Origin of the sequence: Affinirhizobium lemnae (assembly GCF_022968395.1) — a bacterium.
In the GTDB taxonomy this organism is placed as follows: Bacteria; Pseudomonadota; Alphaproteobacteria; order Rhizobiales; family Rhizobiaceae; genus Neorhizobium; species Neorhizobium lemnae.
Genome location: NZ_JALJQZ010000012.1, coordinates 44,726 through 70,697, shown reverse-complemented (window position 1 = coordinate 70,697; position 25,972 = coordinate 44,726). Strand labels below are relative to the sequence as shown.

The following is a 25,972-nucleotide window of genomic DNA, read 5'->3' as shown; positions in this document are numbered from 1 at the left end:
CAACGCAAAACAAGGATGATTGCCTGATGAAGCCTTTCTCTCTCCTTCTCGCTGGCGCAGCTTTCATTGCCTCAGCCTTTGCCGCTCAGGCTGAGGTGCGCTTTGGAATCTTGAATGAAGCCTATCCGCCCTTTTTCGCCAAGGATGCCAGTGGCAAATGGCAGGGTTGGGAAATCGAGCTGATGGATGCCGTCTGCGCTGAGATCAAGGAAAAATGCACGATCGTGGAGTCTTCCTGGGATGGTTTGATTCCGGCGCTTCAAGCCAAGAAGCTGGATGTGATCTGGGCGTCAATGTCGATCACCGATGAGCGCCTGAAGATCATCGACTTCACCAACAAATACTACAATACGCCGAGCAAGCTGATCGGTCCAAAGGACCAGAAGCCGGGTGCCACTGTCGAGGACGTGAAGGGTAAAACCATCGGTATTCAGGTTTCGACAAGTCAGACGGAATACTACAAGAAGTATTTCGCCAAGCAGGCAGATGAGAAGACCTATCAGACGTTGGATGAAGCCCTGCAGGATCTTGCTAATGGCCGCATCGATTATGTGTTCGCCGATTCCATCGTGCTGGGCGATTTCCTGAAGAGCGAGGCAGGTAAGAATTGCTGCGCCGACATGGGCAATGTTGCTGATGATCCGGCCGTTCTGGGTATCGGTGTCGGCGGCGGTCTGCGCAAGAGCGATACGGAGCTGAAGGCCAAGCTCAACGCGGCCATCGCCGCTGTGCGCGCCAGTGGAAAATACGACGAAATCACGAAGAAATACTTCGATTTCGACGTCTACGGCGCAAAGTAAAAGGTATCCTTGATGGCGGCGAGCCAGATGAGTGTTTGGGAACTGCTTTCCCCCTATCCTCCGGGATGGGGCGGCATGCTGCTGACCGGCGCTCTTTCAACCGTCGCCATCTCGGCCTGCGCCTATGCCATCGGTCTGGCTATTGGCCTTGCCGGTGCATTGGGCAAGCTTTCCGGCAATCGTGCATTGGTGTTTGGACTGAATGCCTACACGGCCATCATTCGCGCGGTGCCGGAACTCATTCTCATCGTCGGTCTCTATTATGCCGGCACAGACGGGCTGAACCGGCTGCTTACGGCGGTTTCTCTGCCCACCATCGAAATCAACGGATTTGTCGCCGCCGTATCTGTCCTTGGCTTTGTGCAAGGGGCCTATATGACGGAAGTGCTTCGTGGCGCGGTTCTGGCAATTCCCTCCGGCCAGATGGATGCCGCAAGAGCTTTCGGCTTCTCGCCCTTCCTTGCCTTTCGCCGCGTCACCCTTCCGGCATTGTTGCCGAATGCGCTGCCCGGCATGGCAAACCTCTGGATGTCCATCACCAAGGATAGCGCTCTGGTCGCCGTGGTCGGCTATCAGGAACTGGCGCTGGCAACCAGGCTGGCGGGGGCGAACACCAAGCAATATTTCCTGTTCTTCCTTGCGGCGGCCTTTCTCTATCTGGCGATCACGCTCGTCTCGAACCTCGTTTTCACCGCACTGGAACGCCGTGTGCGGCGCGGCCAGCCACAGTTGAGCTGAGGAGGGCGAGATGCGGTTCGACTGGATTGCGAAATATTGGCCGCTTCTGATCGACGGCGCGATACAGACCGTGTCGCTGCTCGCGATTTCCGTATCCGTGGGCTTCGTGCTCGCCATCGGTCTCGCCTTCGCGCAGGTGTCCGGCGGGCTGATATCCCGCAATCTGTCACGCGCCTATTGCACCTTCCTGCGTGGCACACCGCTGCTCATCCAGCTCTGGCTGCTCTACTACGGTGTCGGCTCGCTGCTGCCACTGGTGCCGGGTCTCAGGCAAAGCTTTCTCTGGCCCATCCTGCGGGAAGGCTTCTTCTTCGCGGCGGTCTCGTTCACGCTGAATTTTGCCGCTTATCAGGCGGTTATCCTGCGGGGCGCGCTTCTCTCGGTGCCCAAGGGCGAGCTGGAAGCGGGCCGTGCGGTGGGCATGAGCCCGTTCACGCTGGTGCGCCGCATCTGGTTGCCACGCGCCATCCGCATCGCCCTCCCCACCATTGCGGGCGAGGTGGTGCTGCAATTGAAATCAACGCCGCTCGCCTTCACCGTCACGGTCATGGATCTCTATGCGGTCGCCTACAAGGTGCGGCAGGACACGCTGCTGGTCTATGAGCCGCTGATCGTGGTGACCTTGTTCTATGTCTCGCTGACGGCGGTGATTGCCCGCAGTTTCAAGTTTGTCGAAGCACAGGTGCCGATCCGGCGCTGAGCTTCAGTTTGTATTCCATGAGGTAACCCTATGACGACGCTTAAAATTCTCGATGGCGGCATGAGCCGGGAACTCCTGCGTCTTGGCGCTGAACTCAAGCAGCCGGAATGGTCGGCGCTGGCGCTGATCAATAGCCCCGAGATCGTGCGGCAGGTGCATGAGGAATTCATCGCCGCCGGTGCCGATGTCATCACCACCAATTCCTATGCGCTGGTGCCGTTCCACATCGGCGAAGAGCGTTTTTCCAAGGAAGGTCCGGCGCTCATTCGCCTTTCTGGCGAACTGGCGCGACAGGCAGCGGAGAAGGCTGGCCGTCCGGTCACGGTCGCGGGCGGTCTGCCACCGATCTTCGGCTCCTACGAGCCGGAAAATTTCGATCCTTCCCGCGTGCAGGATTATCTCTCGGTGCTGGTGGAAAACCTCGACGCCTATGTGGATGTCTGGCTGGGCGAAACGCTGAGCCTGATTGCCGAGGGCGAAGCGGTGCGTGTCGCGGTGAAAGATACGGGCAAGCCCTTCTGGATCTCGTTCACGCTGGCCGATGACGAGGCGCAGGTGCAGGGCGGCGAACCGAAACTTCGCTCCGGCGAGACGGTGGCCGATGCAGCGCGCTGGGCGGCAGGTTCTGGCGCTGAGGCGCTGATGTTCAACTGCGCCAAGCCGGAAGTCATGGAAGCGGCGGTGCGCACGGCGTCCGCCATCTTCAAGGAAAAAGGCGTCTCGATCGAAATCGGCGTCTACGCCAATGCTTTCGAGGCCGATGCGGATGACAGCGCCGCCAACGAGGGCCTTCACGAAACCCGCAAGGACCTGACGGACGATGCCTATTCCCGCTTTGCCTGCAACTGGGCCGATGCGGGCGCCAGCTTCATTGGCGGCTGCTGCGGCATCGGTGCCGCCCACATCCACACGCTGGCCGGTGTTTTGCGGGGCAGGTGAGGCAGAGTAGGACTGAGCTGCACGGCGAAAAAGTGCATCACCCCACCCGGCGCGCCGCGCCGACCTCCCCCTCAAGGGGAGGTGGGAGTGTGTAGCCTGCACTTGTTCCTACTTTAGCTTTTGTGTTCGGGAATGCTTTGGGTGAGACCAGATTTCGCTGGGTGACGTATTCTCCCACCTCCCCTTGAGGGGGAGGTCGCAGCAAAGCTGCGGGAGGGGTGAACGAAAAACGGCGAGCACAGGGCCCGCCGCTCGATTTCAAGAATGCTACCCTCACGCCATCTGCATGGCGCCGGGACCGGCGGTGGCACCGGGCGGTACCTTGCCCAGGATGATCATGCCAAGAACTTCGTCCTTGGTCACATCCTGCGTGCGCGCATGGCCCACCACGCGGCCGTTCTTCATCACGAACACCCGGTCCGCCAGATCGAACACGTCATGAATGTCGTGGCTGATCAGGAAGATGCCGATGCCTTCGCGCTTCAACTGGGTGATCAGTTCGCCAACCTGTGCCGTTTCCTGCGGTCCAAGCGCTGCTGTCGGCTCGTCCATGATGAGGATACGGGCGTCGAACAGAATGGCGCGGGCAATGGCAACAGACTGGCGCTGACCGCCGGACAATGCCTTCACCGGCTCCTTGAAGCGCTGGAAGTTCGGGTTCAGGCGGCCCATCACCTCGCGTGCCTTGGCTTCCATCGCCACATCGTCCAGCGTTCCCCAGGGCGTGCGAAGCTCGCGGCCGAGATAAAGGTTGGCGGCGGCATCGACGTTATCGGCAACGGCGAGCGTCTGGTAGATGGTCTCGATACCGTATTTCTTGGCATCGCGCGGATTGTTGATATCCGCCGCTTCGCCATTGATGAGGATCTCGCCGGAATCGCGCCGATAGGCACCGGAGAGGATCTTGATGAGGGTGGATTTGCCCGCACCGTTGTGGCCGAGAAGAGCCACGACTTCGCCGGGGAAGAGATCCACCGAGGCACCATCGACAGCGTGAATGCCGCCGAAGGAGATGGAAACGTCGCGCATTTCCACCAGAGGTGTTTTGTCTTGCGTCATTTTTCCTGCTCCTTCTAGCGGGCTCTTGCGCGATAGATGGTGTCAAGCCAGACCGCCAGCACCAGCACCATGCCGATCACGATGCTCTGCAAGGGCGCATCCATGCCAAGCAGAACCATGCCGGAATTCAGCGATTGCATGACCAGCGCGCCCAGAACCGCACCGGCAATGGTGCCCACGCCACCGGCCAGCGACGTGCCGCCGATAACGGCAGCGGCAATGGTGTAAAGCTCGTCCAGCGTGCCTTGTGCATTGGTGGCTGCGTTGAGGCGGGCGGTGGAAATGGCGGCTGCGATGGCGCAGAGCGCTCCCATCAGGGCAAACAGGCGAACGGTCACCCAGCGGGTCTTGATGCCGGCCAGTTCTGCTGCTTCCGGGTTGCCACCGATGGCGAAGACGTAGCGGCCAAAGCGCGTGCGGTTCGTCAGGAAGTTCATGCCGATGGCAATGCTGAGCGCAATCAGAACCGGAATGGCGATGCCGAGCGGAATGTCGAGACCGTTTTCCGGCCAGGCAATGCCGTTCTCTTCCGCATAGCGGCGGGCCAGATTGACCGGCATGTAATAGCTGTTGAGAACCTTCACTGCGCCGAGCACGATGCCGCAGCTGGCAATGCCGACGAAGAATTCGGCCCAGATCGGCTTCAACGGAAAGCCGAAGCGCTTGCGCTGCTTGCGCGAATGCAGGATCGACAAAACGATGAACACGCAGGCGATGATGCCGACAATCCAGCTGGCGGTTGCTCCGATGGAGCCATCCGCACCGCCGCCCATCAGGCGGAATTTGGTGTCCATGGGTGCAACGGTCGCACCGCTCGTCACCATCCAGGCCGCGCCGCGCCAGACCAGCAGGCCGCCAAGCGTAACAATGAAGGAGGGAACATTGAGAAAGGCGATGATTGCGCCCTGAAATGCGCCGATGGCGGCGCCCAGAACGATGCCGACGCTCAGCGCCAGGATCCATGTCATGGGGTGGTCATAGCCAAGCCATGCGGGCAGGAACTTTGTCTGCGTCACGGCCATGATCATGCCGACGAAACCGAGGATCGAGCCGACGGAGAGGTCGATATTGCGCGTCACGATCACCAGCACCATGCCCGTTGCCATGACGGAAACGGAGGCCGCCTGGACCGAGAGGTTCCAGAGGTTGCGCGATGTCAGGAACAGGCCGTCCGACAGAACGTGGAAACCAAGCCAGATCAACAGCATGGCAACGACCATGCCGAGAAGGCGCGTGTCGATTTCCGTGGCCTGGAAGAAGCGCTTGAGCGGGTTGCCGGGTGCCGCACGAGCGCCACTGGCGGGTTTGATGGCGACCGGAATGGTTTGATCCGTCATAAGCCTTGAACTCCCTCTTCTTGTCGGCAAGCCTCCGCGAGCGAAGGACGCCGCAGGTGTGCTGCGACGTCCCTTGCGGAACTTTTGTTGCCGATGATCGACTTCTAAAGTCCGAGCTTAGCTGCAGACCTTGACGGAACCAGCCTTCACACCCTGGCAAAGCTCCTTCTTGGAGATCCAGCCAGCATCGAGAACGATGTTCAGGTTGTCCTTGGTAATGGCGATCGGCGTCAGGAATACGGAGTTCATTTCAACGCCCTTGGCGCCGCCCTTGAACTTCTGCGTGCCCGGAAGCGCTTCCATCTTGGTGCCCTTGGCAAGTGCCACGGCCACTTCGCCAGCCTTCTTGCCTAGTTCGCGGCTGTCCTTCCAGACAGAAACGGTCTGGGTGCCAAGCGCGATACGGTTCAGAGCAGCCTTGTCGCCATCCTGACCGGAGACCGGAACGGAACCGGCAAGACCTTGCGCTTCGAGAGCGGCCACAACGCCACCGGCCATACCGTCGTTCGAGGAAACGACTGCATCGACCTTGTTGTTGTTCTTGGTCAGGAACTGCTCCATGTTCTTCTGGGCAATTTCCGGCTTCCAGCCATCCGTATAGGCTTCGCCGACATTCTTCACCTTGCCGGAAGCCATGGCTTCCTTCAGCACTTCCTGCTGACCAGAGAAGACGAAATCAGCGTTCGGGTCGGTGGAGCCGCCCTTGATGAACACGTAGTTGCCCTGCGGCTTGACCTTGAAGACTTCCTTGGCCTGAAGGCGACCGACTTCCTTGTTGTCGAAGGTGATGTAGTAGGTCTTCGGGTTTTCGATCAGGCGGTCGTAGCCGATGACCGGAATGCCTTCGTTGGTTGCCTTTTCAATGGCCGGGCCGATAGCGGACGAATCCTGCGCCAGAACGATGAGGGCGTTGGCGCCCTGCGAGATCAGGCTTTCAATGTCGGTCAGCTGCTTGGCGGCAGATGTCTGGGCGTCAGCAGAAATATACTTCGCACCAGCGGCTTCGAGCGCCTTCTTGATGGCCGCTTCGTCGGTCTTCCAACGCTCTTCTTGGAAGTTGGACCAGGATACGCCAACGACGAGATCTTTGGCAAAAGCCGGTGCGTGAACAGCGGTGATGACAGCAGCAGCGGCCATCAGCTTCAGAACTGATTTCATTAAAACCTCCCGAGTGAATATGCGGAATTGGCCGGACCTCACAGCCCGTTTCTCCCCGCCCAAATACCGTCGACAACCTCCGCTCCCATGCTGGAAATTGTTTTTCTCGACAGTCGAGAAAATATCTGTCAGATGATTGCCAGGGTGTCAACAGCCCTTTCGAGTGGTGGTAGTTGTGAAATCATGTGGGTGAAATCTTCGCCGACCGGAGACGAGGTTCAGGGACTACGCTTTTCTACGGCAAAGCCCGGCACCGAGCTTCTGCGCCGCCAGAACATGCTGGCCGTGCTGGGTGTGCTGCGGCTAAAGGGCGCGCTTTCCCATACGGAGCTATCGGAACTGACAGGCCTTGCCTCTGCCACGGTCACGGCGGTTACGGTCGATCTGGAAAAGGCGGGCGCCATCGAGCGGCAGGAGCAGAGCGCGCCCAGCGGGCGAGGGCGGCCGCGCGTCTTGTTCGAGCGGGCTGCCGGGTTTGCCTATGCGGTTTCGGTGCAGATCTCTTCAGATGCGCTGCACTACGCGCTTTCTGATTACCGCGGCAAACTGATTGACCGGTTCAGCACGGTCCGGGATGTCAACGTTGCGAAGGCCGGTCCGCTTCTGCAGGATATCGCCGCATCGCTCGTCAGGCTTCTGGGGCGTTCCAAGCTCCCGCCGGAGGCTTTCAGCCAGCTCTCCTTGAGCAGCAAGGGCATCGTGGAGCCGGAGGTTGGCAGGCTTGTCTGGTCGCCGGTTCTCGGACGCGAAGAGGTGGATTTTTCGGTGCTGGCCGATGCCTATCCCAATTGTCATCTGTCGCTCAGCAATGAAACGCTGCTCGTGGTTCAGGCTCTGGCACGGCGCCAATCATCAAGATCGGAAATGCCGCCAAACGGGCTTGTTGCCCTGTCGCTTGGCCACAGCATCGGCCTCGGCATTGCGCGCATGGAGGCAGGCGAAATCATGACGACCGCCCCGAATTTCGGACATATGCTGAATGCTCCCGATAACCGGCTCTGTCGCTGCGGCGCCTATGGCTGTATCGAGGCATCGGCCGGCTTCTACGGCATCCTGCGCTTGGCGTTCCAGGTGCCGCCGAACACTATACCCGCCAAGTTCGTTCCGCTTGTGGAAATGGAAAAGATTGCCCAGTCGGCGCGTCAGGGCAATCGCATGGCGCAATATGCCTTTCGTCAGGCGGGTCTTGCGCTGGGGCAGGGGCTCTCACGCGTGCTGAGCCTTGCAGGCGACATGCCGGTTGCGATCACCGGACCGGGCAACCGCTTCTACGACCTCCTGACGGGCGGTATCGAGGAAGGGTTGTCGCAATCGCTGCATGTGAGGCTGAACGGTCAGCCCGCCATATCGCTGGTGCAGGACGAACAGGCACTGGTGTTCGAAGGGCATGTTGATCGATCCCTGAACGCCATCGATCATCGTGTCACGCAAGTGCGGTGACGCCGATCAGTTCGTCTCGCCAGGCGTGAAGCCGATCATGTATATCGCGGCCAATATGAGGGCCACGACGAAAATGGTAACAACGAAGCTGATCATGCCCTTGCGGGCGCGGGGTCCGGTATCTCTTGCCATGGCCCAGAAACGGCGGGAGCCCCGTTCAGGTTCCCAACCGGTCTGCGATTATTCCCCGTCAAGCGGCTCCACACCCTGCGGCTTGCCTGCCCGGTCGAGACGAATTTTCTCGATACGGTTTTCCGCTGCATTGAGAAGCGTTTCGCAATGTTTCTTGAGCGCTTCGCCCCGCTCGTAGATGGCGATGGATTCGTCCAGCGCCACATCGCCTCGTTCGAGCCGTGTCACGATACCTTCCAGCTCGGCCACCGCCTTTTCGAAGCTCAGGCTGCCCACATCCTGGTTTGCTGCACTGTCGCTCATCATCAACCCTTCATCAGTCTGCAAATGTGAAGTCCGGCGGATTCCGCCAGCGCTTCAAGATCATAGCCCCCTTCGAGAAGGCTCACGAGGCGGTTGCCCGCATAGCGTCCGGCAATTTCCATCAAACGCCCGGTCGCCCAGTCGAAATCATCGCCAACCAGATTGATCTGCGCCAGCGGATCGCGGTGATGCGCGTCGAAGCCCGCCGAGATCAGCAGGAAATCCGGCCGAAAGTTGTGAAGAGCGGGCAGAACGCGGGTGGAGAATGACTCGCGGAAATGATCGCCCGCCGCATGCGGCTCCAGCGGTGCGTTGATAATGTTGTTGTGCGCACCCGTTTCGCCAAGCTCGCCGCTCCACGGGTAGAGCGGCATCTGGTGCGTGGAACAGAACAGCACGTTCGAATCGTCCCAGAAAATATCCTGCGTTCCATTGCCGTGATGCACATCCCAGTCGACAATGGCGACGCGCTCGACACCATAGGTCTTCTGCGCATGGCGGGCGGCAATCGCCACATTGTTGAACAGGCAAAAGCCCATGGCCTTCGACTTTTCGGCATGATGGCCGGGCGGGCGGGAGGCCACGAACACATTGTCAGCCTTGCCGTTGAACACATCATCCACGGCGGCAATGGCCCCGCCAATGCCGGTCAGCGCCGCCTGCAGGCTCTTCTGGCTGACATGCGTATCCGCTTCGATCTGGCGGATGCGGTTTTCCTCTTCGGGAATTTCTCGCATCACGGAAAACAGGTGCTCTTCCGGATGCGCCAGCAGAACGGCATCCTCGTTGGCCTGGGGTGCCTGCACACGCTCCAGACGCTCGAAGTTCGGGTGCTCCAGCGCCAGCGCCAGCGAACGCAGCCGGTCGGCGCGTTCAGGATGGCCTTCAGGCGTATTGTGTTCGAGGAAAATCTTGTTTTCGTACAGGCGGGTCGTCATGCACTCGGCCTCCTGCCGCTTCAACCAAAAAGGCGGGCGTCACCGAAATGGCTTATATGTGATGAGATTTCAAGACGTGCGTACCCGCCACCCACCGCTTCCTGCTTGTGAGGGGCGCGTCTGTCCTCTTTAATATCTTCAACGGGTGGAAAGCCGGGAGACCGGTTGAGGGGCAGAATGACGGCGAAACAGATCAACAACCGGCATGTGTTCGAGGTGCCGTTTCGAGATGTCGGCATGCGCGGCGAAATGTTCAGCGCGGCCTATATCGTTCACGCGGAAGAGGCGCTCGCGCGCTTCTGGGACCAGCGTGAACCGCTGGACACTGATCCGGCCTTCTATGTCTCGAAGGTCAGCTGCAATCTTCTGCGAGCCGTGCGCTTTGGCGATCGGATCGAAACCACCGTGCGGGTCAGCAAGATCGGAGGGCGCTCCGCCGGCTTTTCCATTCTCATGCACCGGGGTGCGGAACAGGTGGCGGAAGCCGAAATCATCTGGAGCGCCTGCGACCGGCAAAGCGGCGCCCCGGCACCGCTCCCCGAAGACCTGCGTGACTGGCTGTATCGCTTCCTGGATTGATCAGGCGCGCTGTGGAAGCAGCGGATAGCCTACCATGACGGCGCGTGCAGCGAGCGATGCGATCACAGCCTTCAGGATGTCGCCGGGCAGGAAAACGACCGAGCCGGTGACGACCTTGTCGAAAGGCGTGCCGGTAATGAAGCTCAGCCAGGGCATGCCGATGGCATAGACGACGACAATGCCGCCCACGACGCCCGCAATCAGGAAACCCGCCATCTGGCGCAGCGCGGGCTGGCTCTCGCTGACGAGCCGCTGGGCGAGAAGGCCAGTGACGAAGGTGCCGACAATCCAGCCGAAGATGTAGCCTGCTGTCGGTCCCATGAGGACGGCAAGGCCGCCGCGACCGCCGGACAGGACCGGCAGGCCGACCGCCACCAGCACGACGAGCAGAACATAGGCCAGCGCGCCGCGCCTGGCGCCGATGATGCAGCCTGCCAGCATGACACCCATGGATTGCGCGGTGATCGGCACCGGCAGAAACGCCAGCGGAACTGGCGGAATCAGGCCCAGAACAACGATGATGGCGGTAAACAGCGCCGCAAGCACGAGATCTCTGGTGGACATGAAAACTCCTGTCGAGGCTGAGCGCCTCTTTTAAAAAAGATCAATGGCGGCTTTTCTGGCCTCGAATGCCGCGTGCGTCAATCGCGTCGGCAATGCTATCCGCATCCTTGAGGGTTGAAATGATCAGCGGACCCAGCAGGCGATGCAGCTTCACCGGAATACCTCGTGCCTTGTGCGCATCCTTCAAGGCCCCGTAGCGCGCATGAATCTCAGGAACAAAGCGCAGGACAAGGCCAAGCGCCAGACCCAGATCCGCCGCCCTGATGAGGCCAAGCCTTTCCAGCGGCATGGCGGCCCGCGTCAGTGTATCGATGAACGCAGAGAGGGATGTGCTTGCCGTCACGGCACTGGCAAAAAACAGGATGGCAGGCAGGCGTAGGAGAATGACCAGACCTTCCCGCGGTGACAAGAGCAACATGTTGACAAGCGCAAGAAAGGCAATGGTCAGGAGCACCGGCTTCGTTCTTTCCCAGAGCATCCTCTCCGTCATGCCGATACTGCGCGAAACCATGAGCGATGCTACGAGCGCGGCTGCAAGCAGCGGCAGGTTGCTGATCAGCGTGAGCACGAGGCTGATCACCAGCAGCGCGAAAAGCTTCCAGCCGGTTCCCATCCGGTGAAGCCAGCCTTCCCCCTCGATGTGGAGGCTGTTCAGCATCCGGCCAGCTCGCAATAGAAACGGATCGCTTCGTGACCCCAGCCATCGAAAACGATCCGGCCTTCGTGAAACACCAGCACTCGCTCGAAGCCTGCGACCAGGTCCAGATCATGGCTCACCACGATGGCCTGCTCGGCCAAGTCGGCAATCGTGTCCTTGACGATGGCCCGATTGCGGAGGTCCAGTTGATTGGTCGGCTCGTCGAAGAGCAGCAGATCCGGCTCCGTCACCGTCACCGCCGCCAGTGCCGCCAGTTGCAACTGGCCGCCGGATAGTTCATGCGGACGCCGCCTTGCAAGATCCTCGATCCCGAACCGCTGGAGCACTGCGCCAACGCGCCGGCTCACCTCCGGTCCCTTGACGCCTCGGCTCTTCAGGCCAAGCGCCACGTCATCCTCGATCACTGGAAGAATGATCTGGTGTCCCGGGTTCTGGAAAATGAAGCCAATACGCCCGCGCAAGGCATCACTGTCCTCGGCCCAATCCAGACCATCGATGAGAATCTTGCCGCTTGTGGATTTGGCAAGGCCGGCAATCAACCGGGCAAAACTGGTCTTGCCGGAACCGTTCAGGCCAATCACGCCGATCCGGTGTTCAGTCAATTCGAGAGAAAGCGGATGAAGCGCCACCCGTTCTCCAAAGCTCAAACCCGCGTTTTCAAGTTGAATGCGCAACCGTGAAGGCCTCTGTCCGTTTCCGCAGTCTCTATAACGCTCCGCTTCGATCAGGGGAATGCCTGTCTGAACACGGAAAAATCGACGTGCCGCATTGAACAAAACAAGAACAATCGCTAGCGTGAGAATTATGACGATTCTCATTGAAAACGAGCGTGCACGGCGAATGTTTCTGGAGCGGCAAGGCCTTGCCGCTGCGCCAAATCGCGCGCTTGGTTTGCAAGGGCTGCAGCGGCTGATCGAGGATCTCGGCTTTGTTCAGGTCGATAGCGTCCAGACCGTGGAGCGCGCCCATCACCAGATCCTGTTCTCCCGCAACCAGACCTATCGGAGGGAGGATCTCGTCCGGCTGCTGGAGAAAGAGAGAAGCCTGTTTGAACACTGGACGCATGATGCCTCGGTCATTCCGTCCGCCTTCTTTCCCTATTGGAAGCATCGCTTTGTCCGCCGCGAGGCAAAGATCATGGAAAACTGGGCCAAGTGGCAGGGGGAGGGGTTCGACCGCGCCTTCGAGGAAACCTATCAGCGCATCCGCACGCTGGGGGCCACCATGTCGCGCGATGTGAAAGCCGAGGATCACAAAGGCGGCGGCTGGTGGAACTGGCATCCATCGAAGACCGCGCTCGAATTTCTATGGCATACGGGCAAGCTCGCCATCGCGCGGCGGGAAAACTTCCAGAAAGTCTATGATCTGGCGGAGCGGGTCATTCCGCCGCATCACTATGAGCCGGAGGTAAGCCACGATGAATTCGTGGACTGGGCCTGTCGCTCGGCGCTCTTCCGGCTTGGGTTCGCAACGCATGGAGAAATCGCTGCCTTCTGGGCGCTGGTGTCCCCGCAGGAGGCGAAAACCTGGGTGGATAGCCACCGAGAGGAATTGCAGCCGGTCTCCATTGCCTGTGTCGATGGCACGTCACGTCCTTCCTTTGCGCTGAAGGAGCAACTGCCCGCAATTCTGGAACCCCCTGTGCCGCCGCAGCGGATCCGCGTCCTGTCACCGTTCGATCCACTGCTGCGGGACAGGAACCGTGCCGAACGCCTGTTTGGTTTCTTCTATCGCATCGAGATTTTCGTGCCCGAACCCAAGCGGCAATATGGCTATTACGTTTTCCCGCTGCTGGAAGGCGACCGGATGATTGGGCGCATCGATATGAAGGCCGACCGCAAGACAAGCGTTCTTGGCATCAAGCGGTTGTGGCTGGAGCCGGGCATCAAGCCATCCACCGGACGGCTGGAGCGCCTGAACGCAGAGCTTCTGCGGCTTGCGCGCTTCACCGGTGTGGAAGGGGTGAACTATGCCGATGGCTGGCTGGCAACGAATACAAACCCGGGGGGTGCTTGAAGGGGCTTTCTGCGAGGACGAGGACAGTGAAGCTTATCTGAACAATTATTCATAGGGAGGACATGTGCATGCAGCAACTCGAAGCCTTTATCGTAGAAGCAAAGGCCGCCTCATATGTAGGAGGCAGAGCAGCGGGAGCGTCAAGTCGTGCCGCGTCACATGATGTTTCATATTCCAGCGGTTCCTGGCGCTATCTTGACAGCTACTACGGTGGCACGGACTTTCTGGGGCAGGAGGTTGTCTGGTTCGAGGACAGGCCGGTCTGGGCTATGAATTATTACGGTCGGGTTCTGGATGGGCAGTTGATCGATGGCGAACGCGCGGGCAGGGTCATCAAAGCTTCCCTGACGTTAATGTATCGCGAGAAGCGCTTTTTGGGAGGCTTCAGAAATAGCCTTGAAGGCTATGAATATTACGATGAAAGCCACGGCGATCTGCGTAGCTTCAACGGCGTGGAGAGTATCTTCTGCAATGGTGCGCAAGCATACCGCTTGGATTACCATGGCGGCATGATCCTACCCTGATCATGCCCTTAGCCTATTCCCGCACCTTTCCCACCTGGCCACGGTCGCGCAGATAGTGATCGGCGATGGCGCAGGCGACCATGGCTTCACCAATCGGCGCAGCGCGGATGCCGACGCAGGGGTCATGACGACCCTTGGTGCGTACATCCACATTGTTGCCGTCCGCATCGATCGACTGGCGCTCGGTGAGGATCGAGGAGGTGGGCTTCACGGCGAAGCGGGCGACGATGGGCTGACCCGTGGAAATGCCGCCCAGAATGCCGCCTGCATGGTTGGAGAGAAACAGCGGCTTGCCGTCATTGCCCATGCGCATTTCGTCGGCATTTTCTTCACCGCTCAGTTCCGCCGAGGCAAAGCCTTCACCGATCTCGACGCCCTTCACCGCATTGATCGACATCAGCAGCGAGGCAATATCCTGATCGAGTTTGGAATAGATCGGCGCACCGAGACCGGCGGGCACATTTTCCGCCACGACTTCAATCACCGCGCCGATAGACGAGCCGGATTTGCGAATGCCATCCAGATACTCTTCCCAGACCGGCACCATGGCGGCATCCGGGCAGAAGAAGGGGTTCTGGTCGACCTGCGCCCAATCCCAGTTGTTGCGGTCGATCTTGTGCTTGCCGATCTGGGTCAGGACACCGCGAATGGTCACACCGGGAATAACCTTGCGGGCCAGCGCCCCGGCCGCCACGCGTGCCGCTGTTTCGCGAGCCGAAGAACGTCCGCCACCGCGATAGTCGCGAATTCCATATTTCAGGTCATAGGCAAAGTCGGCATGGCCGGGACGGTAACTGCGCGCGATGTCGCCGTAATCCTTGGAACGCTGGTCGGTGTTATCGATCAGCATCGAGATCGGCGTGCCGGTCGTGGTCATCGTCACGCCATCGTCGGAGAGCATGACGCCCGACAGAACCTTGACGATATCGTCCTCGCGGCGTTGCGTCACGAAACGAGATTGGCCAGGTTTGCGCTTGTCGAGGAACACCTGAAGGTCTTCATGGGTGAAGCTGATGCCGGGAGGGCAGCCGTCCACTACACAGCCAAGCGCGAGACCATGGCTTTCGCCCCAGGTTGTAACGCGGAAGAGATGACCAAATGTGTTGTGCGACATGAGACCCGACCGTTCGGCGGCATTGAGCCGCTCCCTTTGAAATCGGGTTTGTCATAGTGGAAAAGACCGGCCCGAGGAAAGCCCTTTTATCGGGCAAACCGTTTACCCGTCATGGACCTGTCAGGGTCAGCTTGCCTGGCGAAAGCCTGCTATCGCCATGGTACTGAAGTTTTCATAGGGAAGGGGGCGCGAGAATGCGTAGCCCTGTAGTAAGTCGCAACCCATCTCCTTCAGCACCTTGGCGTGCTGCATGGTCTCGACCCCTTCAGCCACGGTCTCAACCCCGAGCGATTTGGCGATATCAATGATTGCGCGAACGAGGGTCAGTTCCTGACGGGACTCCAGGATAGGCATTACGAGTTGGCGGTCGATCTTCAACCGCTTTGGTCTGAGCTTCAGCAAGCTGACAATTGAGGTATGGCCGGTGCCGAAATCGTCGATTTCGATATCGATTCCAAGTGCTTTGATACGATCAAGATTATCCGTCACGCTATCTTCGCTTTCATCGAGAAAGATCGATTCAATCAGTTCGAAAGAGATGCGCCCGGGCGAGATCTGCAGTGTCTTCAGGGTTTCAATGAGGCCTTCGTCCTTCAGGCGCTTTGAAGAAACATTGACCGAGACCTTCGGCACGTCGATCCCGGCGGCGGACCACCGCATCTGGTCCTTCAGCACGGTTTCAAGAACGATCTGGTCCAGCGTCGCGGCCACGTTCAGGTCTTCGGCAATCCTAAGGAAAGAATCGGGCGCCAGAATGCCACGATGGGGATGACGCCAGCGCACGAGTGCTTCGACGCCAGTCAACCTCATTGTATTTGCACAGAATTGCGGCTGGTACCAGGTCACGAACTGCTGCTCTTCGATGGCAGTCAAAAGCTCGTCGGCGGTCCGCTTTTGGGTTATGATTTCGGACTGCAGGTTCTGCGTAAAGAATTCGTAGCGGTTTCGGCCGAGATTCTTCGCCCGGTAGAGCGCAATATCCGCATTGACAAGCATCTTGCGTCCATCGATCCGCGTTCCGCTGGCTTGGGCAATGCCGATGGAAACACCGCAGCGGCAGGAAAAACCCTCGAAATCAAGCGGTTGACGAATTCCCGCAATGATCCGGTTCGAAAGCTCGGCCATGGCGTCGGCATCGCAGCTGCCCTTGATCAAAATCACGAATTCATCGCCTCCGATGCGCGCGACAAGATCATTCTCCCTAACGTTGCGCGTCAGAATCTGCGCCGCATAGACCAGCATGGCATCTCCCGCCGCATGGCCCAGGGTATCGTTGATCTGTTTGAACCGGTCGAGATCGAGATGCAGAATCGAGACCTGCATGCGCTCGGCGTGGCTTTGCTGTGTCAGTGCATCAAGCTCGATATCGAGCTTTCGGCGATTGGCAAGACCGGTCAGCGGATCATGCAGGGCATTGTGCTCGATACGATGTTTTGCCAGCTCCAGTTCGACATTCTTGGCTTCGGCTTCCCGCTTGGCAGCCTGTAACTGCTGGGTCATCAGCATGTCGCCGGTGACGTCGAAAGCGATGCCGACCAGTTTGGTGGAGCCGTCACGTAGCGCATGCATCTTTCCGATCGAGCGCACATAGCGAATGCTTCCGTCGGGTTGCGGAACCCGCACAGTCAAAGGGTTTGCGGAAAGATCGTTTGGGCTATTCCTGACAAGGGCACGCGCCATGAACTGGTCTTCAGGGTGGATCATGCTGATCCAGGTCGTATGTTCCACTCTGCGGCTTTGCGCCACGATACCGTAGAGCTGGCACATGCGCTCATCCCAGATCTCGGCGCCGCCGTTCGGTATGGATTCCCAGATGCCGCAGTTATAGGAAGCGAGCGCGAGGCTGAGGCGTGTCGACAGCTCTTCCAGTTCCTGCTCGCGATTGGAAAGCTCATCGAGCGCCAGTTCAAGTTCGGCATTCTTGATGTCGCTGTCGGCCTTGGCCTCGAGGAGTGTCTTGTTGACCATCATGTCGGATGTCACATCCCAGACGATACCCGTCGTGTGGGTCGTCAGGTCGCTCTTGCGATAGCTTGCGCCGGCCGATCGCAGATAACGGATTTCGCCCTGCGCGGTACGGATGCGGTAGATGTTCGTGCTGGGTTCCGAAGAGCAGATCGTTGTGAAGAAATGGGCCTCTGCCGCCGCAAGATCCTCCGGCACTATGAGCTTCAACCATTCCTCAAGCCTGTTCGCTTCCGCATCGGCTGGCTTTCCGTGCAGGGTCGCCGCCCGTTCGTCCCAGATCAGATGATTGTCTGCCTTCACTTCCCATATGCCGATATTCGAGGTTTCCATGGCGAGGTTGAAGCGCTTCGAAAGTTCCAGAAGATTGGCCTCGCGCGCCTTTAGCATCTGGATATTGCGGTTACGCTCGCCAAGCAGGAAGGCAGCAACGATGATCGGAATGATGACTGCCAGTCCTGTTAACGTCAGAAAGATCCGAAAACGAACCAGATCTTCGGGAGTAGCATTCCAGCCTGCCTGCGGTATGGCCCGGATATGCCACTGGCCTGTTCCGAACAGGTCCACTTGACCCGACAGCGAAAGGATGTTTCCAGCATCCGGTTTGCCCGTGATGGGCGATGTTCCATTCGGTCCGCTTTGCTCGATGGAAACATGGAGCAAGTGAGTGCTTGCGGCGTGCTGCAGGGAAATACTGGAGGATGTGGCATCGAGACCCACGTCCCCCAGAAATGCATTACGGTCGATCAGGAGAATCAGCGATCCCCACGATTGGTCGTCTGCGCCCGACACGGGAACTGCAAGGTTGAAGATGCCCTGATCCGAATCCGGCAGGAGGATCGGCTCCTGCGAGGGTGAAAGCCCGCTCAATTGTCGAGCCAGGATTTTCAGGTGCAGATTCTGCTGGTCCGCGCGCGCCTGGCTACTCGACAGATCGATGATGCCGTCGCGCGTCAGGATGTGACTGAGTTTGTTATCCGGCGCAACCGCGATTGCGCGAATGTGCCGGTTAATCTGGAGGGCGGATCGCGCTTCTTCATTCAGTTGTTCAGGTGAAAAACGCGATTTGTATCGTAAGACATTTGCCAGGTTATCGGCAATCATGAGATCCCTGCGCAAGTGCTCGTCGATTTTTTGCACGAGGTCAGCCAGAGAATGTTCAGCCGATTCGCGTAGCTCAGCCTGATGTCGCGATGTACGCTCGATATCGATGATCAGGCCAAGCGCTATGATCCCGATAACCATGACAAAAGCCATGGCAATCGGCGTCCGCTGCGTCAGAAATTGAGGGTTCTCCCGCTTGAAAAAATTGAGTGAAGAGAGGAACCGCACCAGCCATGTCATCCTGTTTTACAGCCATCGGGATCAAAGCTAAGGGGTGCGAGTTAATTTTCTGCTTTAGATGACCAGCATTAACTGTCCTGTGATTTCTTGTTTTCAACTGTGTTAAACTGTCAGAATATCACCGCCTCACCACAAATTTGAGGACTATTTTGGAGTGAGGCATCATACTGCCACCTGCTAAACCGGGTCTGCATTTTTACGATCTGTGGAGGAAGCCTGAAATCGTCATTATCGGGGGCGAATTTCGCCACAATCTGTTAGCAAATTATGTGTCGAAACAAGACATTCGATCCGGTAATGAAAGCAGTGCCTCCATGCGTCTCCTGATTGCGGCTCTCCTCGCCACCGCCAGCATCCTGTCGCCCCTGGCTAGTTCCGCTCAAAGCATGGATGTGGAAGCCACGATCAAAGCAGTGGATACCAAGAAGCTTTCCATCACACTCGATGACGGCAAGACTTACAAAGTGCCAGAAGAATTCAATTTCGACGGGTTGAAATCGGGTGTGAGGGTGGTGGTATTTTACACAGTGGTCGACGGAAACCGGATGATCGACGATCTACAAGTCAGGCCCTGACGGCCTTTCCTCTTGCCGCTCATTGCGCGTGCCACTGAGCCTTGCTCGCGTCGCGATCTATGATCAGCACTTTGTCCTGGGGAATGTCGCATTTCGCGGCCTCCATCTCGTCCCATCCCCCGACAAGCTTCAGGATTGAGCGAACCACGCCGCCATGGGCAACACAGACTGTAGGCCGCGTTACGGTTTGCAGCCAAGCACCGACGCGCCATGACAGGATCTCATAGCTTTCAGCGTCAATGCCTGGTGGAATGAAAGACCACTTCTGGCGGGAGCGTGCCTTGAGACGATCCGGCGCCACAGCACGGATATCATCCAGCGTATGGCCCTCCCAGTCTCCGAAGGAAAGCTCCACCAACCGCTCATCGGTGCGATAAGCCATGGGGTCGAGGCCCATTTCCGTTCGTGCCAACTGCATCGTCTCGCGGGCGCGGTCGAGCGGGGATGACACGTAGTCGAAATGCGGCGCCTCTGGACCCAGAAGGTCGCGCAGGGTGCGCCCGTTCAGGCGGGCCTGAGCCCGCCCGTAGTCGTTCAGGCCAATATCCTTCTGGCCCTGCAGTCGTCCCTCGGCATTCCAGTCGGTCTGACCATGGCGGATCATATAGATCAGCAAAGCACGTGCTCCGTCGGTTGCCGGGGAAGACAGCTCAATCCTTGACGACCGAGATATCCGGTGCGTCGACGGCCTTCATGCCAATGACATGATAGCCGCTATCGGCATGGTGAACTTCACCCGTGACCGAGCGCGACAGGTCGGACAGCATGTAGAGGCCTACATCGCCCACTTCCTCAATGGTCACGGTCCGCCGCAGCGGCGCGTTGTATTCGTTCCACTTCAGGATATAGCGGAAATCGCCGATGCCCGAAGCCGCCAGTGTCTTGATCGGACCTGCCGAAATGGCATTGACGCGGATGTTCTTCGGTCCGAGGTCGACCGCCAGATACTTCACGCTCGCCTCAAGTGCCGCCTTGGCAACGCCCATGACGTTGTAGTTCGGCATGACCTTTTCGGCGCCGTAATAGGTGAGCGTCAACATTGAGCCACCATCTGTCATCAGCTTTTCGGCGCGACGGGCAACAGAGGTGAACGAGTAGACGGAGATCTGCATCGTCTTGGCGAAATTTTCCGGCGTCGTATCGACATAACGGCCGGTCAGTTCATCCTTGTCAGAAAATCCGATTGCGTGGACGATGAAGTCGATCTTGCCCCAGACCTTTTCGATGTGGTCGAAAACTGCATCGATCGTCGATTCGTCGGAGACATCACAGTGACCGACGAGGATTGCCCCGATTTCGTCAGCCAGAGGCTCGACGCGCTTCTTCAATGCATCGCCCTGATAGGTAAGTGCGATTTCTCCGCCCTGCGCATGAATGGCCTTCGCGATACCCCAGGCGATGGAACGATTGTTCGCAACACCCATGATAACGCCACGTTTGCCTGCCATGAGGCCGGTTGCCTGAGCCATACGGTATCCCCTAAGCTAATTTGGAGTTTGCCTATGGCATAGGCTGCGCACACGTTCAAGCACAAGGCGGATCATCTCCTGTAAGCTTCCGTAACACGACGTGCATTTAGCCATGTTCATCAAACTTGACCGCCGCCTTTGCGATCATGAAGATCTTTCGTGACAGGGAGCGCAGTGGATAACCTCATATCTCTGTTACACAAACAATCCGTAGCGCATGTGCCGCATCAGATCGATGACCTTGTCGTCTGGCTTCTCCCAGAGAAGCACGCGAAACTCCACCACCAGATCACCGCGGCTGCCGTCTTCCTTCTGCAGTCCAAATCCTTCCAGCCTTGCGGTCTGGTCAGATCCGGTCCAGGCCGGAATGGATACGGGAACTTTGCCATCCGGGGTCTCGACATCCGCCTCTCCGCCGAGCACGGCATCTTCAAGCTTGATGGGTAAAACCGTATGGATGTCAAAGTCCTCAATACGGAACCGGCTGTCCTTGCGGACCTGAAGGGTGATCACCAGATCGCCGCGTTGCATGTTTGGAAGACGTAGCCCCTGACCCTTGAGACGCAATACATGCCCGTCGCTCATACCGGGTTCAAGAGCAAACCGCACCTCGCGCTCGTCAGACAGAGTTACCTGCGATGGTTTCAGTTCAAGCAGGTCCTCAAGCGAGACGGTCGCCGTCACTGTGAGATCGGGCGCCTTTTCCGGTGGCGGTACTTCGCCGCGAATGCGGCGAACCAGGGTCGAAATCAGTTCAATGGCCTGAAGCGGAAGAGGGGTTGCAGGCTTCGGTGCTTCGGGCTTCTCATCCGGTTCGGCTTTGCTGGTCTGTTCCTGTGCGGGGTCAGCAGCCCTGGTTCCGGAAGAAGCCTGGGCCTGCTGCTGCGCATTGGGTTTTTGCCCAGATGACTGCTGGCCTGCCGACTGCTGACCCGGATGCTGGCTGCCTTGCGCGGTGGATTGCTGCTGGGCGCGATAGGAGCCGCCGCCGCCTGCTGCCGCGCGCTGGGCGCCGCTGCCGAAAATGCGTTCGACCATGTCTTCGGCCGGTTCGGATGCTGCGCCGGCCTGCTGTTGCGTTTGTTGCTGGGCCTGTGCCTGCGCCCGTTGGGCATTGGCGCGGGCAAGCTCTTCCATCACCGCTTCAGCGCGTGCTCGAGCCGCCTTTGCACGTTCTTCCGCCTGCCGTGCGGCTTCGCGCTGCTGCATGATCGTCTGTTGAGTGTCGAAGCTCTGGTCGAAGCGGCGTCTGCGCTCGGGATCCTTCAGAAGATCATAGGCCTGGCCGACTTCCGTGAATCGCTTGGCTGCCGTGGGATCGTCCTGGTTATGGTCGGGATGCAGCGATTTCGCTTTGGATCGCCATGCTGCCTTGATTTCGTCGGCTCCTGCGTCTCTCTTGACGCCGAGAAGGGAATAAGGGTCACGCATCTTTCGCCACCGGTTCGCTGCAAAGGCCCGTGCGTCAGCACGAGCGCTCGTCTATTCAACTCGCGTTTTGCCCTTGGGTTCCGTTTTGCCGAAACTGGCAATATGCGATTCTGACGGCGACGATAGAGGCTGAGTTTCTAAAGATGCTTTTAAACGAAAAGTGAAAACCGCATTAAGCTTAACCCGAGGTAAGCGTCTGGCTCTATTGGTCGAAAGCTCAGTTCGTCTGCGGAGCGAACGAGGTCATGGTCCATTCCGTGCCGACAAGGCACGCATTGCCGCGCATACGCGCAATTCCTTCAAAGGAATGGCGGGTGGTCAGAAACTGGCGGCAGACCTGGCTGTTGAGATTGACCTCGTGAATCTCCGAAACGACACCGGCGCTTCCTGTCGATGTGTTCGCCCAGGGCAGAGGCGAGGAGCCGAGCTTGGCCAGATCGGCAGAGGAAACGGCGTTCAGGACCGTTTTTTCATCCGATACTGATTCGGTGGTCCGGGTGGGGACCGTGGCCGTAGAAAGGCTTCGATCCACCTTTGGGGTGGATCCGAAAAGATCCATGGCACCTGTAGTGCAACTTGCCAAAACGCATGCCATAACAACAAGAATTGCAGTCTGGGCCGAACGCAACGAAGTGCCGGGGGTGCGGTTGATTGTCTTGTGCGTCACTGCCACCTTGCGTCCAATCACGAAAAGATTCTAGGGCTGCATTCGATCAGATCGGGAGCATTTTAGTCAATATGTCGGAAGAACGGTTAACAAGCGGTGACTTCACCCAGGAAAGCGAGCCCTTTGAACTGTTTGCCAAATGGCTGAAGGATGCCGAGGCCTCGGAGATCAATGATCCGAACGCAGTGGCCCTGGCCACTGTTGATCAGGATGGTTTGCCAAACGTTCGCATGGTCCTCCTGAAAGGTCTGGATGAAAGAGGTTTCGTTTTCTATACGAATTTCGAGAGCCAGAAGGGACAGGAAATTCTGGGTCAGAAAAAGGCCGCGATGTGCTTTCACTGGAAATCGCTGCGCCGTCAGGTGCGCGTCCGCGGTCCGGTAACGGTCGTTTCCGATGAAGAAGCGGATGCCTATTATGCCTCTCGCGCACGTGGCAGTCGCATCGGTGCCTGGGCGTCGAAGCAGTCACGGCCGCTGGAGGGCCGGTTTGCGCTGGAGAAGGCCGTCGCGGAATATACGGCCAAGTTCGCAATCGGCGAAATACCGCGCCCACCCTACTGGTCGGGCTTCCGTATAGAGCCGACCTCTATCGAATTCTGGCATGATCGCCAGTTCCGGCTGCATGATCGCGTAGAGTTCAGGCGTGCGGATGATGGCTGGGAAAAGGTACGAATGTATCCCTGAAGATCGTCAGGCAGCGCGCGAAATTGCGAAGGGAATACCAGAGGCGAGAGCCGCGACATAACGAGGCTCCTGATAGAAGCCGTTGAGCGAAATACGTGGCAGCCCCGTCAGCCGCTCAAGACTGGCACGGTTCAGCGTGCCTGGCTGTGTCGTGACCGCGACCGAAAAACCAAGCTCCCAGGCAAGATGCTGATCGCGGTCTGAAACCGCGGCTTTCGTGCCATAGGGATAGGCCAAGCTTGTGGGCCTCGTGCCGGTCACCTCTTCAAGCCAGTCGGCTGAGCGCCGCATTTCATGGGCTGCATCCTCCGCCGAAAGCCGCATCAAGGCGCGGTGGCTGACCGTATGCGCACCAAGCGCGGCTAATGGGTTCCGGGCCAGTTCGCGTAACCGCGCCTGGTCCATGGTGAGGGCTTCCGTGATCGCCAGAGGCTCGATCCCGTAGGTGCGCGCCGCGTCATCCAGACGCTTGACCGCCTGAGCCTCGCAGTCGTGCTGTACGAAACGCACAAAACGATCGAATAAGTTTAGCTTGCTCTTGGGGCAGGAGAGCTTGATCTCCTCCATGCCATCGCCGAAATCGAATTGGATGACGTCTTGTTGGTTGATCAGCGCAGCAACTGTTTCCCACCAGATCGTATGGGTCCGATCCGCGAACCCCTCGTTGATGAAGATCGTGAACGGCGCACCATGGCGCTCGAAGACGGGCAGGGCATGGTCGGCATTGTTGCAATAGCCATCATCCAGCGTGAAACAGGCGAAGGGCCTCTCACTCGGGTTTGCAAGGCGGGCCGGAACCTCTGAAAGCGGGATGAAGTCGTAGCTTTCCGCCTTCAATCGGCCCAGCGCCTGATCCAGAAATTCCGGTGTGACCTCCAGATGGGCATTGGGTTCTACGATGCGCGGTGCATGAGGCCGCACATGATGCAGCGTAAAGATGGCGCCATGCCCACGCGCATTGCGAAGGACACCGAGGTTTGCCAGCACGTAAGCCGCCTCCAGGCCGCCGGCAATCATTGCGCGCTTGAGGCTACGGCGCCAAATGGCCTGTAACAATACGCTCATCTGATTGTTGATCCGGTTCTCGCCTTTGTCGCGGATACGCTAGCGCGTCAACCGTTAAGTACTTCTAAAAATCACCGTCTGAAACTGAAACGAATTGCGGGGTTTCTACCGGAGGATGCTGTCGAGAACCGGCAGGCTGATGACATTTGCCGCACCGATCGGCGCCACGCCAGAAACCTGATTGAATTTTGACCCTTGAGACGGTGCCAAACCTTTGTCAATCAAAGAAAATCAACTTGCAGAATCGAAATGCTGCCAACATGTTCTTCTGAACAGAAGAGGAACGACATGCTGGATGATTTAGCCGCCCGGTTTGAGCGTGCTTCCGCCGCCTATGCTGAGGCCAATGGTCTTCATCGGGATGATGATTGGTTCATGCTGAAACTGCATGAGGAGGTTGGAGAGCTCACGCAGGCTTATAACAGGGCAACCGGACGCGGACGAGCAAAAGGGCGCACGCCTGAAGAAATCCGGCTTGATCTGGCGGATGAAGCAGCAGATGTGCTTGGCCATGTTTACCTGCTGGTTCACCGCCACGGGCTTGATCTGTCAGCAGCCATAGAGCGCAAATGGCGCTTCAAGCCACAAAAGCCCGCATGAAGAAAGTCAGCGTTAAGCCGTCCGGACAGTCTGGCGCGCTGGATGCTGATCGAAGAACGCACAGCAATGCACAAGGCTTTCCGCTACCTGCGTGCAGATCGCACGGATATCATCGGTCGGCTGCAAAAGATCAGGCACCATGACAGCCATCATCCCGGCACTGGCCGCGCTTCGGATGCCATTGTAGGAATCCTCAAGCGCCAGGCAGTCGGCAGGATCGACCCCGATGCGCGCGGCAGCCGCCAGATAGGGTTCGGGATGCGGCTTCCCACGCGGATAATCGCCCTGTGCGATGACATGATGGAAGCGATCCAAAATACCCAGCGTCCCCAGATGATGTTCGACCTGGAAATGCGCCGACGAGGTACAAACCGCGCGCGGAAGTTCAAGCGCGTCAAGCACATCCAGAAGCTCGCTCACGCCTGCCTTCAGGCGCAGTTCGGTTTCCGTCAGGAGGTCGAAATGGGCAAGCCAGACTTGACGGAAGCCATCTGCATCGAAGTCCGTGCCGTAATGCTCGCGCAGCAGATCGGCGATACTGATCCACGGTCGCCCCAGCATGCCTTCGTAGATCGAGGGACCAATCGGCAGGTCGTGATGGGCCGCAGCCGAAATGATCGACTGGCGATACAGCACTTCGGTATCGAGCAGCAGGCCGTCCATATCAAAGATGACGGCTTTCGGAGGGCGGGGGAGGGGTAGATGCATAAGATCAACTTTGCCTGGTCGCGTGTGTCTGGTTCAGAGCGAGATCGGCCTTGTTCCTGATTCTTCGAACAGGCGAAGCAGATAGCCATCGGGATCGGCAACGATGAATTGCTTCTGTCCAAGCTCTTGATCGTTGCGGCGATACCATTTTTCTTCCGGGGCCAGATACAACGAATAGTCCGATTTGGCCAGACGATTTAGGATGGGCTGAATTGCGCTGACCCGGATCTGCAGGTTCATGCCGCGTCCCAGAGGCCGTTCGAGCGGCGCGCCTTCATTTCCAAAAGTCCGACCAAAACCGATCTGGTCGATCATCAGTTGTGCCGTCCCGAATGTCAGAAAGCTGAAACCTTCCTCCGGCCGTTCGTAGAGAACATCAAAGCCAATGAGTTCAACGTAGAAGTCGCGGCTGACGGACCAGTCGAAAACCGCCAGTTCAGGTACCAGCGCGCTTTCGCTCATC

At 58.4% G+C, this 25,972-nt stretch carries 29 protein-coding genes; 11 read left to right on the top strand and 18 right to left on the bottom strand.

Annotation, left to right across the window (positions count from 1 at the left end):
* The first annotated feature begins 26 nt into the window (after nucleotides 1-26).
* Genes MUU53_RS10205 through MUU53_RS10190 form a run of 4 tightly spaced genes read left to right on the top strand, consistent with a single transcriptional unit; the run spans nucleotide 27 to nucleotide 3,177 of the window.
* A complete protein-coding gene (locus tag MUU53_RS10205; RefSeq protein WP_247260810.1) occupies nucleotides 27-800 on the top strand; it encodes a transporter substrate-binding domain-containing protein in 774 nt (257 codons plus the stop codon).
* Between the two features lie 12 nt (nucleotides 801-812).
* Nucleotides 813-1,538, top strand: a complete 726-nt coding sequence (locus MUU53_RS10200) for an ABC transporter permease (RefSeq protein WP_247260809.1) — start codon at nucleotides 813-815, stop codon at nucleotides 1,536-1,538.
* 10 nt (nucleotides 1,539-1,548) lie between these two features.
* Nucleotides 1,549-2,238, top strand: coding sequence for an ABC transporter permease (locus tag MUU53_RS10195; RefSeq protein ID WP_247260808.1), 690 nt, complete (start codon nucleotides 1,549-1,551; stop codon nucleotides 2,236-2,238).
* Between the two features lie 30 nt (nucleotides 2,239-2,268).
* Complete coding sequence (locus MUU53_RS10190) at nucleotides 2,269-3,177, top strand: homocysteine S-methyltransferase family protein (protein ID WP_247260807.1); 909 nt, start codon at nucleotides 2,269-2,271, stop codon at nucleotides 3,175-3,177.
* Between the two features lie 273 nt (nucleotides 3,178-3,450).
* Here MUU53_RS10190 and MUU53_RS10185 read toward each other — a convergent pair whose 3' ends face one another.
* The 3 genes from MUU53_RS10185 to xylF all read right to left on the bottom strand — a co-directional run bounded on the left by MUU53_RS10185 (nucleotide 3,451) and on the right by xylF (nucleotide 6,731).
* On the bottom strand, nucleotides 3,451-4,236 hold the full coding sequence (locus tag MUU53_RS10185; RefSeq protein WP_247260806.1) for an ATP-binding cassette domain-containing protein: 786 nt from the start codon (nucleotides 4,234-4,236) through the stop codon (nucleotides 3,451-3,453).
* Between the two features lie 14 nt (nucleotides 4,237-4,250).
* A complete protein-coding gene (locus tag MUU53_RS10180) occupies nucleotides 4,251-5,573 on the bottom strand; it encodes a sugar ABC transporter permease (RefSeq protein ID WP_247260805.1) in 1,323 nt (440 codons plus the stop codon).
* 117 nt (nucleotides 5,574-5,690) lie between these two features.
* The gene (xylF, locus tag MUU53_RS10175) at nucleotides 5,691-6,731 is read right to left on the bottom strand and encodes a D-xylose ABC transporter substrate-binding protein (protein ID WP_247260804.1); all 1,041 of its coding nucleotides are present in this window, start codon (nucleotides 6,729-6,731) and stop codon (nucleotides 5,691-5,693) included.
* A gap of 183 nt (nucleotides 6,732-6,914) precedes the next feature.
* Here xylF and MUU53_RS10170 point away from each other — a divergent pair, with 183 nt between their 5' ends.
* A complete protein-coding gene (locus MUU53_RS10170) occupies nucleotides 6,915-8,171 on the top strand; it encodes an ROK family protein (RefSeq protein ID WP_377307202.1) in 1,257 nt (418 codons plus the stop codon).
* A 6-nt stretch (nucleotides 8,172-8,177) separates the two neighbouring features.
* On the opposite strand, the gene MUU53_RS23220 is transcribed toward MUU53_RS10170, so the two are convergent.
* Genes MUU53_RS23220 through MUU53_RS10160 form a run of 3 tightly spaced genes read right to left on the bottom strand, consistent with a single transcriptional unit; the run spans nucleotide 8,178 to nucleotide 9,544 of the window.
* On the bottom strand, nucleotides 8,178-8,303 hold the full coding sequence (locus tag MUU53_RS23220; RefSeq protein ID WP_280139161.1) for a hypothetical protein: 126 nt from the start codon (nucleotides 8,301-8,303) through the stop codon (nucleotides 8,178-8,180).
* Between the two features lie 48 nt (nucleotides 8,304-8,351).
* Entirely contained in the window at nucleotides 8,352-8,606 is a 255-nt protein-coding gene (locus tag MUU53_RS10165) for an exodeoxyribonuclease VII small subunit (RefSeq protein ID WP_137135510.1), read from the bottom strand.
* Nucleotides 8,607-8,608: 2 nt separating this feature from the next.
* Complete coding sequence (locus tag MUU53_RS10160; protein ID WP_247260803.1) at nucleotides 8,609-9,544, bottom strand: histone deacetylase family protein; 936 nt, start codon at nucleotides 9,542-9,544, stop codon at nucleotides 8,609-8,611.
* Between the two features lie 177 nt (nucleotides 9,545-9,721).
* Between MUU53_RS10160 and MUU53_RS10155 the strand changes: the two genes are divergently transcribed.
* On the top strand, nucleotides 9,722-10,123 hold the full coding sequence (locus tag MUU53_RS10155; RefSeq protein ID WP_247260802.1) for an acyl-CoA thioesterase: 402 nt from the start codon (nucleotides 9,722-9,724) through the stop codon (nucleotides 10,121-10,123).
* On the opposite strand, the gene MUU53_RS10150 is transcribed toward MUU53_RS10155, so the two are convergent.
* Genes MUU53_RS10150 through MUU53_RS10140 form a run of 3 tightly spaced genes read right to left on the bottom strand, consistent with a single transcriptional unit; the run spans nucleotide 10,124 to nucleotide 12,019 of the window.
* Entirely contained in the window at nucleotides 10,124-10,687 is a 564-nt protein-coding gene (locus MUU53_RS10150) for a biotin transporter BioY (protein ID WP_165132533.1), read from the bottom strand.
* 40 nt (nucleotides 10,688-10,727) lie between these two features.
* Nucleotides 10,728-11,345 carry an energy-coupling factor transporter transmembrane component T family protein gene (locus tag MUU53_RS10145; protein ID WP_247260801.1) on the bottom strand — a complete coding sequence of 206 codons (618 nt, stop codon included), beginning with the start codon at nucleotides 11,343-11,345 and terminating at the stop codon, nucleotides 10,728-10,730.
* On the bottom strand, nucleotides 11,339-12,019 hold the full coding sequence (locus MUU53_RS10140; protein WP_247260800.1) for an energy-coupling factor ABC transporter ATP-binding protein: 681 nt from the start codon (nucleotides 12,017-12,019) through the stop codon (nucleotides 11,339-11,341). The genes MUU53_RS10145 and MUU53_RS10140 overlap by 7 nt, the downstream gene beginning before the upstream one ends.
* Nucleotides 12,020-12,149: 130 nt before the next feature.
* Between MUU53_RS10140 and MUU53_RS10135 the strand changes: the two genes are divergently transcribed.
* Both MUU53_RS10135 and MUU53_RS10130 read left to right on the top strand, forming a co-directional pair.
* On the top strand, nucleotides 12,150-13,361 hold the full coding sequence (locus MUU53_RS10135) for a winged helix-turn-helix domain-containing protein (protein WP_247260799.1): 1,212 nt from the start codon (nucleotides 12,150-12,152) through the stop codon (nucleotides 13,359-13,361).
* 68 nt (nucleotides 13,362-13,429) lie between these two features.
* Nucleotides 13,430-13,885, top strand: a complete 456-nt coding sequence (locus MUU53_RS10130; RefSeq protein WP_247260798.1) for a DUF5680 domain-containing protein — start codon at nucleotides 13,430-13,432, stop codon at nucleotides 13,883-13,885.
* Between the two features lie 13 nt (nucleotides 13,886-13,898).
* Here the strand turns inward: MUU53_RS10130 and aroC are convergent, their stop codons facing one another.
* Together aroC and MUU53_RS10120 are read right to left on the bottom strand one after the other, a co-directional pair.
* Nucleotides 13,899-14,999 carry a chorismate synthase gene (gene aroC, locus MUU53_RS10125; protein ID WP_247260797.1) on the bottom strand — a complete coding sequence of 367 codons (1,101 nt, stop codon included), beginning with the start codon at nucleotides 14,997-14,999 and terminating at the stop codon, nucleotides 13,899-13,901.
* A 126-nt stretch (nucleotides 15,000-15,125) separates the two neighbouring features.
* Nucleotides 15,126-18,221, bottom strand: a complete 3,096-nt coding sequence (locus tag MUU53_RS10120; RefSeq protein WP_247260796.1) for a bifunctional diguanylate cyclase/phosphodiesterase — start codon at nucleotides 18,219-18,221, stop codon at nucleotides 15,126-15,128.
* A 401-nt stretch (nucleotides 18,222-18,622) separates the two neighbouring features.
* Here MUU53_RS10120 and MUU53_RS10115 point away from each other — a divergent pair, with 401 nt between their 5' ends.
* Complete coding sequence (locus MUU53_RS10115) at nucleotides 18,623-18,883, top strand: DUF1344 domain-containing protein (protein WP_247260795.1); 261 nt, start codon at nucleotides 18,623-18,625, stop codon at nucleotides 18,881-18,883.
* Between the two features lie 19 nt (nucleotides 18,884-18,902).
* Here the strand turns inward: MUU53_RS10115 and MUU53_RS10110 are convergent, their stop codons facing one another.
* The 4 genes from MUU53_RS10110 to MUU53_RS10095 form a co-directional block, all read right to left on the bottom strand.
* Nucleotides 18,903-19,499, bottom strand: coding sequence for a histidine phosphatase family protein (locus MUU53_RS10110; protein ID WP_247260794.1), 597 nt, complete (start codon nucleotides 19,497-19,499; stop codon nucleotides 18,903-18,905).
* Nucleotides 19,500-19,533: 34 nt separating this feature from the next.
* Nucleotides 19,534-20,352 (bottom strand): enoyl-ACP reductase FabI, encoded by an 819-nt coding sequence (gene fabI, locus MUU53_RS10105; RefSeq protein ID WP_247260793.1) that lies wholly within the window; start codon nucleotides 20,350-20,352, stop codon nucleotides 19,534-19,536.
* Between the two features lie 195 nt (nucleotides 20,353-20,547).
* Entirely contained in the window at nucleotides 20,548-21,783 is a 1,236-nt protein-coding gene (locus MUU53_RS10100) for a J domain-containing protein (protein ID WP_247260792.1), read from the bottom strand.
* Between the two features lie 217 nt (nucleotides 21,784-22,000).
* The gene (locus MUU53_RS10095) at nucleotides 22,001-22,456 is read right to left on the bottom strand and encodes an RT0821/Lpp0805 family surface protein (protein WP_377307203.1); all 456 of its coding nucleotides are present in this window, start codon (nucleotides 22,454-22,456) and stop codon (nucleotides 22,001-22,003) included.
* 65 nt (nucleotides 22,457-22,521) lie between these two features.
* Between MUU53_RS10095 and pdxH the strand changes: the two genes are divergently transcribed.
* Nucleotides 22,522-23,136 (top strand): pyridoxamine 5'-phosphate oxidase, encoded by a 615-nt coding sequence (gene pdxH, locus MUU53_RS10090; protein WP_247260790.1) that lies wholly within the window; start codon nucleotides 22,522-22,524, stop codon nucleotides 23,134-23,136.
* A gap of 6 nt (nucleotides 23,137-23,142) precedes the next feature.
* Here pdxH and MUU53_RS10085 read toward each other — a convergent pair whose 3' ends face one another.
* Nucleotides 23,143-24,201 (bottom strand): polysaccharide deacetylase family protein, encoded by a 1,059-nt coding sequence (locus MUU53_RS10085; RefSeq protein ID WP_247260789.1) that lies wholly within the window; start codon nucleotides 24,199-24,201, stop codon nucleotides 23,143-23,145.
* A gap of 288 nt (nucleotides 24,202-24,489) precedes the next feature.
* On the opposite strand from MUU53_RS10085, the gene MUU53_RS10080 reads away from it, so the two are divergent.
* Complete coding sequence (locus MUU53_RS10080) at nucleotides 24,490-24,801, top strand: pyrophosphohydrolase domain-containing protein (protein WP_247260788.1); 312 nt, start codon at nucleotides 24,490-24,492, stop codon at nucleotides 24,799-24,801.
* A gap of 12 nt (nucleotides 24,802-24,813) precedes the next feature.
* On the opposite strand, the gene MUU53_RS10075 is transcribed toward MUU53_RS10080, so the two are convergent.
* Both MUU53_RS10075 and MUU53_RS10070 read right to left on the bottom strand, forming a co-directional pair.
* Entirely contained in the window at nucleotides 24,814-25,509 is a 696-nt protein-coding gene (locus tag MUU53_RS10075; protein WP_247260787.1) for an HAD family hydrolase, read from the bottom strand.
* A 33-nt stretch (nucleotides 25,510-25,542) separates the two neighbouring features.
* Nucleotides 25,543-25,971 carry a bleomycin resistance protein gene (locus MUU53_RS10070; protein ID WP_247260786.1) on the bottom strand — a complete coding sequence of 143 codons (429 nt, stop codon included), beginning with the start codon at nucleotides 25,969-25,971 and terminating at the stop codon, nucleotides 25,543-25,545.
* Nucleotide 25,972 lies beyond the last annotated feature (1 nt).

Coding starts and splice junctions, on each gene's coding strand:
- MUU53_RS10205 (WP_247260810.1), top strand. CDS start 27: ATGAAGCCTTTCTCTCTCCTTCTCGCTGGCGCAGCTTTCATTGCCTCA.
- MUU53_RS10200 (WP_247260809.1), top strand. CDS start 813: ATGGCGGCGAGCCAGATGAGTGTTTGGGAACTGCTTTCCCCCTATCCT.
- MUU53_RS10195 (WP_247260808.1), top strand. CDS start 1,549: ATGCGGTTCGACTGGATTGCGAAATATTGGCCGCTTCTGATCGACGGC.
- MUU53_RS10190 (WP_247260807.1), top strand. CDS start 2,269: ATGACGACGCTTAAAATTCTCGATGGCGGCATGAGCCGGGAACTCCTG.
- MUU53_RS10185 (WP_247260806.1), bottom strand. CDS start 4,236: ATGACGCAAGACAAAACACCTCTGGTGGAAATGCGCGACGTTTCCATC.
- MUU53_RS10180 (WP_247260805.1), bottom strand. CDS start 5,573: ATGACGGATCAAACCATTCCGGTCGCCATCAAACCCGCCAGTGGCGCT.
- xylF (WP_247260804.1), bottom strand. CDS start 6,731: ATGAAATCAGTTCTGAAGCTGATGGCCGCTGCTGCTGTCATCACCGCT.
- MUU53_RS10170 (WP_377307202.1), top strand. CDS start 6,915: ATGTGGGTGAAATCTTCGCCGACCGGAGACGAGGTTCAGGGACTACGC.
- MUU53_RS23220 (WP_280139161.1), bottom strand. CDS start 8,303: ATGGCAAGAGATACCGGACCCCGCGCCCGCAAGGGCATGATCAGCTTC.
- MUU53_RS10165 (WP_137135510.1), bottom strand. CDS start 8,606: ATGAGCGACAGTGCAGCAAACCAGGATGTGGGCAGCCTGAGCTTCGAA.
- MUU53_RS10160 (WP_247260803.1), bottom strand. CDS start 9,544: ATGACGACCCGCCTGTACGAAAACAAGATTTTCCTCGAACACAATACG.
- MUU53_RS10155 (WP_247260802.1), top strand. CDS start 9,722: ATGACGGCGAAACAGATCAACAACCGGCATGTGTTCGAGGTGCCGTTT.
- MUU53_RS10150 (WP_165132533.1), bottom strand. CDS start 10,687: ATGTCCACCAGAGATCTCGTGCTTGCGGCGCTGTTTACCGCCATCATC.
- MUU53_RS10145 (WP_247260801.1), bottom strand. CDS start 11,345: ATGCTGAACAGCCTCCACATCGAGGGGGAAGGCTGGCTTCACCGGATG.
- MUU53_RS10135 (WP_247260799.1), top strand. CDS start 12,150: ATGACGATTCTCATTGAAAACGAGCGTGCACGGCGAATGTTTCTGGAG.
- MUU53_RS10130 (WP_247260798.1), top strand. CDS start 13,430: ATGCAGCAACTCGAAGCCTTTATCGTAGAAGCAAAGGCCGCCTCATAT.
- aroC (WP_247260797.1), bottom strand. CDS start 14,999: ATGTCGCACAACACATTTGGTCATCTCTTCCGCGTTACAACCTGGGGC.
- MUU53_RS10120 (WP_247260796.1), bottom strand. CDS start 18,221: ATGGCTTTTGTCATGGTTATCGGGATCATAGCGCTTGGCCTGATCATC.
- MUU53_RS10115 (WP_247260795.1), top strand. CDS start 18,623: ATGCGTCTCCTGATTGCGGCTCTCCTCGCCACCGCCAGCATCCTGTCG.
- fabI (WP_247260793.1), bottom strand. CDS start 20,352: ATGGCTCAGGCAACCGGCCTCATGGCAGGCAAACGTGGCGTTATCATG.
- MUU53_RS10100 (WP_247260792.1), bottom strand. CDS start 21,783: ATGCGTGACCCTTATTCCCTTCTCGGCGTCAAGAGAGACGCAGGAGCC.
- pdxH (WP_247260790.1), top strand. CDS start 22,522: ATGTCGGAAGAACGGTTAACAAGCGGTGACTTCACCCAGGAAAGCGAG.
- MUU53_RS10085 (WP_247260789.1), bottom strand. CDS start 24,201: ATGAGCGTATTGTTACAGGCCATTTGGCGCCGTAGCCTCAAGCGCGCA.
- MUU53_RS10080 (WP_247260788.1), top strand. CDS start 24,490: ATGCTGGATGATTTAGCCGCCCGGTTTGAGCGTGCTTCCGCCGCCTAT.
- MUU53_RS10075 (WP_247260787.1), bottom strand. CDS start 25,509: ATGCATCTACCCCTCCCCCGCCCTCCGAAAGCCGTCATCTTTGATATG.
- MUU53_RS10070 (WP_247260786.1), bottom strand. CDS start 25,971: ATGAGCGAAAGCGCGCTGGTACCTGAACTGGCGGTTTTCGACTGGTCC.